Here is an 11,189-nt window from a genome sequence, read left to right as displayed (position 1 = left end):
CGCTCCGAACGAATACCGTAAAAATATCCAATAAACATCATTTTAAATAAAACGATAGGATGGATTGACGGACGTCCATTGTTTTCACAGTAATAAGGGCGTAACTTCTCTTCAATAAAATCAAAACTAATTGTCGCTTCGATCGCACGAAGGAAATGATCTTGTGGAACCAACTCTTCTACAGAAACAGATACACGTTCATCACGATGATTTTTTAAAGCACCCATCATAAAAAATCTCTCCTTTACCTCTTTTTATCAGTGTTGACACATAAAAAGAGGTTCAGACACAAAAACAGGCTGTGGAGAAGACTTTCTCCACAGCCTGAAAAAAGAGACGCTTAATGTAGCGTCTCTTTTCTTCATTATAATGATTGTTTTAAATTGATTTTTCCTTGTTCACCTAAAACACCGTCAGCAATATTTACAGCGTGATCGCCAATGCGTTCTAAGTTACTTACCATATCGACGAAGATGATACTTGCATCACCTGAACAGCTACGCTCGTTTAGACGTAATACGTGACGTTTACGAAGAACACGTTCCATTTGGTCGATTTTGCGTTCTTTTGCAATAACAGTTTGAGCTAGTTCAGTATCGAAGTTTGTTAAAGCTTCAACTGAGTCTTGCAGTGTTGAAATCGTTAATTCCAGCATTTCGTTTAATTCACCTAATGCTTCGTCTGATAGTGAAACACGATTTGAAATTTGGAAATCTACAAGTTCTACAAGATTTTCTACATGATCACCAACACGTTCAATATCTCCAACAACACCTGCTAAAACGGAATGTTTTTCAGAATCCGTAGGTGAAAGCGGCTTTTCAGATAGTAGAACTAAATACTCGGTAATTTTTTTATCTAAATTGTTAATAGCTCCTTCTAATTGAGTAGCCATGTCAGCGTGTTTTTTGTCTTGTGTATTTAAAAATTGGTTTGCTTCTTTTAATCCATGTAATGAAAACTCAGCCATACGGATAATTTCTTTTTGAGCTTCTGTTAAAGCGATAGCTGGAGATTGCTCAATAAAGATTGGGTTTAAATGTTGCGGTTTGAAATCAATAGCAGAGTCTTCGCCGCGAATAAGTTTTGTTACAATCCATGCTAATACAGCGATGAATGGGAATTGAATAACTGCATTTGTTACGTTAAATGTTCCGTGTGCAAATGCAATTGTCATTTCTGGATTTAAGTTTAATGATGTTTGGAAATATTGAATTAAGCTTGTAAATGGTACTAATAAAATCGTAAATATAATTGTACCGACGATATTAAAGATAACGTGAACTAATGCTGCACGTCTTGCGGCAATAGAAGTACCGATTGCTGCTAATACAGCTGTAATTGTTGTACCGATGTTATCACCGAATAATACAGGAAGGGCAGCTTGTAAATCAATTGCACCTTGACCGAATAATTCTTGCAAAATACCGATTGTTGCGCTTGAGCTTTGTACAATTAAAGTGAAGACTGTACCGACAACAACTCCTAAAATTGGGTTATCACTCATACTAACCGTTAATTCTTGGAATGATTCTAAGGAGCGAAGAGGTTTCATACCTGCGCTCATTAATTCCAAACCGAAGAATAACATACCAAAGCCGAATATAACTTGACCTAAAGAATGTACTTTTTTATTTTTAAAGAAGAATAATAAGATAGCTCCAACTGCCATAATTGGGAGAGCGTATTCTCCGATTTTAATTCCGATAATAAATGCAGTAACTGTCGTACCGATGTTTGCACCCATAATAACACCAATTGCTTGTCTTAATGTCATAAATCCTGCACTTACAAGTCCGACTGTTAAAGCGGTTGTTCCTGAGCTTGATTGGATTAATACCGTAACTAACATACCTGCTAGTACACCCATGAGTGGGTTTGTTGTAAAACGATCTAGAATATCGCGAAGACGATCTCCAGCTGCTTGTTGCAGTCCATCGCCCATGTATTTAATCCCGAATAAGAAAATACCTAATCCACCAATGAACTGGAAGATCATATCTTGAACATTATATTCCACGCATTCCACTCCTTAAATTTCATGTACGATGTAATTATTAACTGAACCTTGAGTCACTGTAAACGGTTTGCTAGTAAAATTTACACTAAATTTACAAAGGGTAGAAAAGTTTACAATACCTTAAAGAAACAGCTGTATTTTATTGGTTTTCATCTTGTATAAATCTTAATTTTGTAAAGAAATCATACTTTTTAGAATAGTATTGTTCAGTTGAATATCAAGGAAAGTGTCTGCGAGTTCATCGTATATTTTTTGATGAAAGTTAAAAAAATATGTAGGAAAATGCATGTAGTTTTATAACGGTAAAACGAGGGAAAACAATTTTTTTAACACGATAAAAAAGCCACTGAATTATCCAGCAGCTTTTTCCGTGTTTTTATCGCCATACTTTTGTTTTCTTATGCTTGTAATGTAAATGAAGAGAAAAGCAATAAGTAATAGAGAGGAGTAACGATATACAGTTGCATAGTTTGTAAAATGAGCAATAAATCCAAATATAATCGCTCCAGCGCCGATTCCAAGGTCAAATGCGGAGAAGAATGTAGCTGTTGCTACGCCGCGTCGATGCGGTGCTACGCGGTCAATCATCCATGCTTGTAGTGCAGGTTGGATCGCTCCAAAACCACTTCCGTAACATGCTGCAGCAATAATTAAGCTCGGAATTGTCGTCGTATACGACAATAAAATAATGCCTGTAAACGTTATAATAACTCCCGGAATGATGACGAATGTATGGCCTTTCGCATCATATAGCTTTCCAGAGAATGGACGAGTTACAGCGATTGCTAGTGCGTTACATAAAAAGAAGAGACTAATATCAGCTATGCCGACTTCTGTAGCAAATAGTGTTATAAAACTTCCGATTCCTCCGTACATTAATGTAATACATAATATTAATAATGAAGGAAGTAAAGCTTTACGCTCAATAAATCCATCGAGAAAAGTACTAGATGATTGTTGTGGAGGCTGTTTCGTTTTTTGGATTTGAAGTAGTTTCGTTAATATTAATGAAACAATTGTGCACGATAATGCACATAAAAAAAGAATTGTGAAGTTATATGTTTGCATAAGCCATAGTCCGATAAGTGGACCGAGGGCCATTGCAATTGTTCCAGAAAGGCCAAAATATCCCATGCCTTCTCCGCGGCGAGCTGAGGGAATTAAATCAGAAACGACAGTTCCATATGTAGTCGTTGTAATACCGAAACCAGCTCCGTGTAAAATACGAACAGCAAGCAAGAGAAAGATTGTTGAGGCGAAAAGGTAACTGCCCATAGCGAGTAAACAAATAGCAGTACCGATCATTAAAATGATTTTTTTATTGAATTTTTGCAAGGCGTTCCCAGTTAGCGGTCTAACAAAAAGTGCCGCAACGGTAAACATGCCGACAACAAATCCGATATTGGAACTTGTGCCACCAATTTCTTTCACATAAACAGGTAAGGTTGGAATTAACATTTGAAACCCTAAAAACATACATAAGTTTGCAAAAATTAAAGCAACAAACTCTTTTGTCCATAACGGTTCTCGTTTTACGAGTATTGCTTCTCCCATATATTCATCCCCTATATAAAATTTTCCCGCTATTAACGGGCAGTAAAACTCCCACCTCAAAATCGGACTGGAGCAAAGAAGTTAGGTGGGAGATCAACTGCCCGTAAATGCCCGATTGGTTCAACTAATAATCAGTGGGGGATGAACACCCCCCTCACTGATTAAAGTTTCACTGTATCTCTTTTCTTTCGAGTATATGTATTGGCCAATGCAACAGTCAAGGAAGGTGTCTTGAAAACGGATAACAATTTTTAAGGCGAAAAACTGACAAATTTGTGTAAAAGCTACACAACTATGAAAAAAAGATGTAAAGTATAGATGTATAGACTTGTAGGTGTTAAGAATGATAGAAATTGTTTTTTCTTTAAAGAAAGCGGATTCAGAAGAGTAGTGAACAAGAAGGGGAGATATACTTTTTCACTACATATATTTGAAAAGGTTTACAATATGATGAAGAAAGAGGCGTGTACATATGAGACGATTAGGTATTTCTATTTATCCAGAACATTCAACAGTAGAGAAAGATAAGGAGTATTTAACATTAGCAAGTAAATATGGATTTACACGTGTGTTCACATGTTTATTGTCTGTGGATGGAGAAAAAGAGAAAATTATAGAAGAATTTAAAGAAACGATTTCTCATGCGAATGCATTAGGGTTTCAGATATTAGTTGATATTAGTCCGTCTGTTTTTGAACAATTAGGTATTTCGTATAATGATTTATCATTCTTCCATGAATTAGGTGCGTACGGTATTCGTTTAGATGTCGGTTTCTCAGGATTAGAAGAATCAATTATGACTTATAATCCATATGGTTTGAAAATTGAGATTAATATGAGCAATGGTACGAAGTATGTAGATAACATTATGAGCCATAGACCAAATCGCGAAAATTTAATTGGTTGCCATAATTTTTATCCGCATCGTTATTCAGGATTATCATACGATCATTTTATTAAATGCTCGAAACAATTTAAAGATTACGGTATGAGAACGGCTGCTTTTATTTCATCATTTGATGCAACATATGGACCTTGGCCAGTAACAGAAGGATTATGTACGTTAGAGCAGCATCGTGAATTACCGATGACAACACAGGCAAAGCATTTATTCGCGACGGAATTAATTGATGATGTTATTATTGCAAACGCATATGCATCAGAAGAAGAATTACAAGCACTAGGTGCATTAAATAAAGAGAAACAAACATTTGATATAGAAATATATGATACAACGACAGAACTAGAAAGAATTATCGTATTAGACGAACCACATTTTTATCGCGGAGATGTATCTGAATATATGATTCGTTCTACACAAAGTCGTGTGAAATATAAAAAAGAAGAGTTTAAACCTCATAATACGCGTGAAATTAAGCGTGGAGATTTATTAATTGATAATGAACAATATGGCCAGTATAAAGGCGAATTACAAATTGCATTAAAAGATATGGTGAATACAGGAAAAACAAATGTAGTTGGTCGAATTGTAGAAGAAGAGATTTTCTTACTAGACTATTTACAAGCATGGGATAAATTTGGATTCACGTTAAAGAAATAGAGGGAATATAAAGGGGAAAAACTACTGATTTCAGCAGCTTTTCCCCCTTTATATATAAAGAGCGAGAGGAAGAGCTATGACAAAGGTGCATCAGCGATTAATTTCTATTTTAGAGGAGTTTTTAGAAGAGAAATCGATGTTAAATCGAGCTTTTTTAGCGGGCCGTTTACATGTATCGACGAAGACGATTCAAAAGGATATAAAATTATTAAATGATATATTGGAAGAAAACGGAGCGAAAATCGAATCGCAAAGAGGGACTGGGTACGAATTAGAAATTATACAAACGAAGAAATTTGAAGACTTTTGTGTGAGCCTATTTCAAAAACAGACGGAAAAGATCCCAACTTCTTATGAAGAAAGAATAGCGTATATTCTGCAGCGTGTTTTAACGACAGAGGGATATGTGAAGCTTTCAGAATTAGCAGAAGAGATTTATGTGAGCAAATCAACGGTCAATTTAATTATGAAAGATGTTACAGATATATGTGGCCGCTATAAATTACAAATTGAGAAGAGACCGTATTATGGTATACGTATTGTTGGAGAGGAATTTAATATTCGTTCTTGTTTATCACAATATGGTTTACCGCGTTATGGCCATACTCCGTTTCATGAGCAATTTGAGCAGACGGAGACATATTTATCGCTACCTCATATATCACTCATTCGTTCAATTATATTAAAGTATATTGAAGGTGGAACAATATATTTATCTGATATAGAAATTGATAATTTAGTCATTCATATTGCAATCGCATTAAAGCGTTGTCAAAGTCAACATTATATGAAAGAACTGCATGCGGAGCAATCAGAACTTATAATAAAGAAAGAATATACAATTGCGAAGCAGATTTTAGGAGATTTAGAGAAAGAGTTACAATTTTTATTTCCAGAAGAAGAAGTATTATATGTGACGATGCATTTATTAAGTACTGCTGTTACAACGAGAGATCGCTATGAAAATGTAGAAGAGCTATTAGGAAAAGATATATATGCATTTATGCAACATATTCTTTTTAAAGTAGCGGAAGAACGGAATCTTATTTTTTATTATGATGAAGAATTATTATTTGGATTTGGTATTCATTTAAAAACGTTATTAAATCGTTTGAAGTATAAGTTAAATACGAGAAATCCTCTTTTGGCAGAAGTGAAAAAGAATTATCCGTATGCTTTTGAAATTGCGGTTCTTGTTGGAGATATCATTGGTGAATATACGGGTGAATCGATCCCTGAAAGTGAAATTGGTTATATTGCTATTCACTTCGGCGGAGCGATGAGCCGTTTGCAGGAGCAGAATCAAAAGAAAAGATGCTTATTAGTTTGTGCGACTGGTCAAGGAAGTGCACAACTATTGAAATATAAAATTTTATCACAGTTCCGAGATAAATTAGAGATTGTAGGTATTACAGGTTATTATCAATTGAAAGTAGAAGATATTTATAAAGAAAAAATAGATTGTATTATTAGTACGATTCATATACCGAGTGGTTTGCCTGTGCCAGTTATAAAAGTGAATTCAATATTTGATGATAAAGAGATTAAATTGATTGGTCAGCGGTTGTTTACGCATGTGAATACGAGTGTGCAGCCTTATATTAAGGAAGATTTAATTTTCTTAAATCATAGTGCTTCTACGAAAGAGGATGTTATTCAGTTTTTATGTGAGAAAGCTGCTGAGAAACATTATGTACAAGAAAACTTTTATGCTTCTGTTATGGAAAGAGAAAATACGTCTCCGACAGCGGTTGGGAATTCAGTTGCAATCCCGCATCCGATGCAGTTATTAAGTGAGGAAACTTTTTTGATGTTTTGCACACTTGAAAAGGCTGTTGATTGGGGAGATAAAAAAGTACAAGTAATTATTTTATTTAGTGTAAAGCGCAATAATAATGAAGATTTGCAAAGGCTTTATGATTTTTTATATGATATTATGTCTAGTCAAAGTGTGATAGAGAAGCTAACTCAGACCGAGGTGATTGAAGATTTTCAAGAGATTTTATTATCATTTTGAAAAAGTATATAAAAACTTCCGTTACATAACGGAAGTTTTTTATGTTTAATTGTATGCGTTTTCATAATAAGATAAAAATATAGAAAACATATAGCTTGGGGGAATTTAAAATGACTGATATGCAAACTCCATTTGCGTTAATTTTACATGGTGGCAACGCGAGAAGCGCGGCGCTTGAAGCAATCGCTTTTGCAAGACAAGGAGATTTTGAGAATGCGGGTGAAAAGATGGAACTTGCTAGTGAAGAAATTTCAGCAGCTCATCGTATTCAAACGGATTTAATTCAAGAAGAGGCAAGAGGAAATCATGCAGAAATCAGTTTACTGTTAGTGCACGCACAAGATCATTTAATGAATGCAATTACAGTGAAAGAACTAGCTGAAGAATTTATTACTCTTCATAAACGAGTGGAAGAGAAAGTGACAGTATAAGATGTATATTTTATTATGTTGTGCAGCAGGTATGTCAACGAGTATGGTCGTAAGAAAAATGCAAGAAGAGGCAAAGAAACAGGGGAAGAATTATAAAATTAAGGCGGTTGATTCAGAACTCGTGAAACTTGAAATTAAGGAAGCTGATGTCGTTTTAATTGGTCCACAAGTGAAATATTTATTTCCAGCTGTAGAGTTTCTTGCAAACTCATACAACATACCAGTTGCAATTATAGACCAACGAGATTATGGCATGTGTGATGGTTTGAAAGTACTGAAGCAAGCAGAACAATTAGTCTTAGTATAATTATATCTTTTTAAATATAAACATTATAATGTTATAAAGTTTATTTCATTCTTTTATAGTAGAGAGAAAGAGGAGGGCTATTGATGAATGGGTTTATGAGTTTTATGGAACAAAAGATTATGCCAACAACGCAAAAGATTGCAGGACAACGACATTTATTGGCAATTCGAAATGGGGTTATTTCTACATTACCGTTAACGATCGTCGGGTCATTTTTCGTTATCTTTTTAAATTTACCAATTGATGCATATATGGAATGGATTGCACCGTTTCGCCATATTTTAGATATTCCATTCCGATTTACAGTAGGACTAATGGCCTTATACGCAGCGTTTGGTGTAGGGGCTTCGCTCGCGAACTTTTATCAGCTCAATCAATTAAGTGCAGGGCTACTATCTGTACTCGCCTTTTTACTAGCATCAGTTGAACCAATTCAAATTACGAAAGCTGTACCAGGTGTTATTGATGCAGGTCGATATATTTCAGTAGGAACATTAAGTGCAACGTCTTTATTCGGCGCAATTGTTACAGCATTAATTGCAGTAGAAATTTATCATTTTATGATTAAGCATAATATCTCAATAAAATTACCAGACAGTGTACCACCAGCAGTTTCAAATTCGTTTGCAGCATTAATTCCAACATTAGTAGTTATTCTTTTATTCTGGGGCATTCGCTACGGTTTGAAATTCGATGTAAATACAACAATTACATACTTAATCGCACCATTAAAATCAGTACTAGTAGGAAATAACTTATTCGGTGGTTTATTAACAGTATTCTTAATCGTGTTCTTCTGGTCATTTGGTATACATGGACCGGCGATTTTAGGACCAATCATTCGTCCGATGTGGGATTCAGCAATTCTTGAAAATATGGAAGTGTTCACGGCTACAGGAAATGCACATCAGTTACCAAACTTATTTACAGAGCAATTCATTCAATGGTTCGTATGGATTGGCGGATCAGGATCAACGTTAGCTTTAGTAATTATGTTTATGTTCTCTAAATCTAAGTTCCTAAAAGAGTTAGGTAGATTATCATTCGTACCAGGTTTATTCAATATTAACGAGCCAATTATTTTCGGGGCTCCGATTGTAATGAACCCAATCTTAATTATTCCGTTCGTTATTACACCGCTAGTGACAACGACAGTATCATATTTCGCAGTTGTTTCAGGTATGATTCCACTCATGATGGCGAAACTGCCATTTACGATGTTAGCACCAATTGCAGCGATTATTAGCACGGACTGGACAATTATGGCTGGTGTACTTGTACTTGTTAACTTTGCGATCTCATTCGTTATTTACTATCCATTCTTCAAAATGTATGAGAAACAACAATTAGCAGGAGAGGAGAAAACAGAATGCTCGGAGCAATTATCATCTTAATTACATTCGTGATCGGACAGTGTATTGCCCATTATTCGAAATGGGTACAAAGTAAATCTTTATTAGTGTTACTACTAGTATCAGTTTTATTAATCGGTTGTTCAATGGGTGCATATGTAATGTTAGGATTGCAATCACCGTACGTAATTATTGTACCGACAATTTTATGTGCAACGTGTTTATCTGCAAAATATAGATTTACGAGCATGGCATTAATACAACGTGTGAAGGAGATGCAAAAGCATGGAGCGTAAATTAGGGATTTCACTTTATCCAGAACATTCAACGAAAGAAAAAGATATGGCTTATATTTCCGTAGCGGCACGACACGGTTTTTCAAGAATATTTACTTGTTTGTTATCTGTGAATCGTCCGAAAGAAGAAATTGTAGCTGAATTTAAAGAGATTATTAATCACGCAAAAGATAACAATATGGAAGTTATTTTAGATGTAGCTCCGGCTGTGTTTGATCAGCTTGGTATTAGTTATAGCGATCTATCATTCTTCGCAGAGTTAGGCGCAGACGGTATTCGTTTAGATGTAGGCTTTGACGGGTTAACGGAAGCGAAAATGACGAATAATCCGTACGGTTTACAAATTGAGTTAAATGTAAGTAACGATATTGCGTACTTAGAAAATATTCTTTCGCATCAAGCAAATAAATCAGCTTTAATTGGTTGCCATAATTTTTATCCGCAAAAATTCACTGGTCTTCCGTACGATTATTTCATTCGCTGCAGTGAACGCTTTAAAAAGCATGGTATTCGCAGTGCAGCCTTTATTACATCACATGCCGCAAACATCGGTCCATGGGATATTAACGACGGATTATGTACGTTAGAAGAGCATCGTAATTTACCAATTGAAGTACAAGCGAAGCATTTATGGGCAACAGGGCTAATCGATGATGTCATTATCGGAAATGCTTATGCGAGTGAGGAAGAGTTAGAGAAACTAGGAAACTTAAATCGCTACATGTTACAGCTAAAAGTGCACTTTGTAGACGAAGCGACTGAAGTAGAGAAGAGAGCGACGCTGCAAGAATTACACGTAAGACGCGGCGACATAACAGAGTATATGGTACGTTCTACAGAAGTACGTAAAAAGTACAAAGACTATGACTTCCCAGTGCGTGAAAGTGTGCTGCAGGAAAGAGGGCAAGTTGTAATTGGTAATAACTCATTCGGAAAGTATAAAGGTGAACTGCAAATCATTTTAAAAGAAATGCCGATAGATGAACGGAAAAATATCGTCGGTACAATTGCGGAAGAGGAGTTATTCTTACTAAATTATGTAGGAGCTTGGACGCAGTTTACTTGTGTGGAATAGGGAAGATAGGAGGCGTTCCAAATTTTGGACCGCCTTTTTAATATTAAAGTACTTTTAACGTCAAAATTTGTCGGTAAATCGATATCTCTTGTCGAATCGTTGATATATTATAAGTTACGATAGATATATTCGAAAAATCGTTGATATATTGTAGGTTACGATAGATATATTTGAAAAATCGTTGATATAATTTCATTTACTATGTCATTTTTCAGTAGTTTAATAGAGTAAAAAAAGAGCCAGCCTCAACGATTGAAGTGCACCCCAATTGTTAGACACAGCCTAACAATTGGAGGTGCATTTTTTATGGCTAAATTTTCTTCAAAAGAAAAAATCCAAGCGGTGAAACGATATTTAGATGGTACAGAAAGTGGAAAAACAATTGCTAAATCTATAGGAGTTAACCCTAGCGTACTTCGTGAGTGGATTAGACGATATGAGTCTTCAGGTGAAAAGGCCTTTGAAAAGTGCTATACATTCTACCCAGCCCAGTATAAACTAGATGTACTTTATTATATGAATGAACACGGGACATCTATCAGAGAAACAGCGGCACTTTTCAATATACCGTCTTAT

11 protein-coding genes are annotated in these 11,189 nt (G+C 35.3%); 8 read left to right on the top strand and 3 right to left on the bottom strand.

Annotated features, from left to right (window positions below; genetic code table 11):
• From C4S65_RS32970 to C4S65_RS32960, 3 genes are all read right to left on the bottom strand, one after another.
• Positions 1 to 230 (bottom strand): transposase (locus C4S65_RS32970; protein ID WP_142391532.1); only part of this gene is annotated, 230 nt, incomplete at its 3' end.
• A 134-nt stretch (positions 231 to 364) separates the two neighbouring features.
• Positions 365 to 2,020 (bottom strand): Na/Pi cotransporter family protein, encoded by a 1,656-nt coding sequence (locus C4S65_RS32965; RefSeq protein WP_000456251.1) that lies wholly within the window; start codon positions 2,018 to 2,020, stop codon positions 365 to 367.
• Between the two features lie 351 nt (positions 2,021 to 2,371).
• A complete protein-coding gene (locus C4S65_RS32960) occupies positions 2,372 to 3,574 on the bottom strand; it encodes an MFS transporter (RefSeq protein ID WP_097820840.1) in 1,203 nt (400 codons plus the stop codon).
• 472 nt (positions 3,575 to 4,046) lie between these two features.
• Between C4S65_RS32960 and C4S65_RS32945 the strand changes: the two genes are divergently transcribed.
• The 8 genes from C4S65_RS32945 to C4S65_RS32910 form a co-directional block, all read left to right on the top strand.
• A complete protein-coding gene (locus tag C4S65_RS32945) occupies positions 4,047 to 5,135 on the top strand; it encodes a DUF871 domain-containing protein (protein ID WP_098838707.1) in 1,089 nt (362 codons plus the stop codon).
• Between the two features lie 76 nt (positions 5,136 to 5,211).
• Positions 5,212 to 7,152, top strand: a complete 1,941-nt coding sequence (locus C4S65_RS32940; protein WP_098838708.1) for a BglG family transcription antiterminator — start codon at positions 5,212 to 5,214, stop codon at positions 7,150 to 7,152.
• Between the two features lie 110 nt (positions 7,153 to 7,262).
• Complete coding sequence (locus tag C4S65_RS32935) at positions 7,263 to 7,583, top strand: PTS lactose/cellobiose transporter subunit IIA (RefSeq protein ID WP_000131324.1); 321 nt, start codon at positions 7,263 to 7,265, stop codon at positions 7,581 to 7,583.
• Position 7,584: 1 nt separating this feature from the next.
• The gene (locus tag C4S65_RS32930; protein ID WP_000275644.1) at positions 7,585 to 7,890 is read left to right on the top strand and encodes a PTS sugar transporter subunit IIB; all 306 of its coding nucleotides are present in this window, start codon (positions 7,585 to 7,587) and stop codon (positions 7,888 to 7,890) included.
• An 83-nt stretch (positions 7,891 to 7,973) separates the two neighbouring features.
• The gene (locus tag C4S65_RS32925; protein WP_001013057.1) at positions 7,974 to 9,284 is read left to right on the top strand and encodes a PTS sugar transporter subunit IIC; all 1,311 of its coding nucleotides are present in this window, start codon (positions 7,974 to 7,976) and stop codon (positions 9,282 to 9,284) included.
• The gene (locus C4S65_RS32920) at positions 9,260 to 9,538 is read left to right on the top strand and encodes a hypothetical protein (protein ID WP_000900042.1); all 279 of its coding nucleotides are present in this window, start codon (positions 9,260 to 9,262) and stop codon (positions 9,536 to 9,538) included. The genes C4S65_RS32925 and C4S65_RS32920 overlap by 25 nt, the downstream gene beginning before the upstream one ends.
• A complete protein-coding gene (locus tag C4S65_RS32915) occupies positions 9,528 to 10,613 on the top strand; it encodes a MupG family TIM beta-alpha barrel fold protein (protein ID WP_000440073.1) in 1,086 nt (361 codons plus the stop codon). The genes C4S65_RS32920 and C4S65_RS32915 overlap by 11 nt, the downstream gene beginning before the upstream one ends.
• 306 nt (positions 10,614 to 10,919) lie before the next feature.
• Positions 10,920 to 11,189, top strand: a 270-nt coding sequence (locus C4S65_RS32910) for a transposase (protein WP_142391614.1), incomplete at its 3' end; no start/stop codon positions are given.

It is taken from the genome of Bacillus sp. ok061 (assembly GCF_900108285.1).
Classification (GTDB): Bacteria; Bacillota; Bacilli; order Bacillales; family Bacillaceae_G; genus Bacillus_A; species Bacillus_A thuringiensis_S.
The sequence above is the reverse complement of the archived record's forward strand: the minus strand, read 5'-3'. Positions and strand labels throughout refer to the sequence as shown.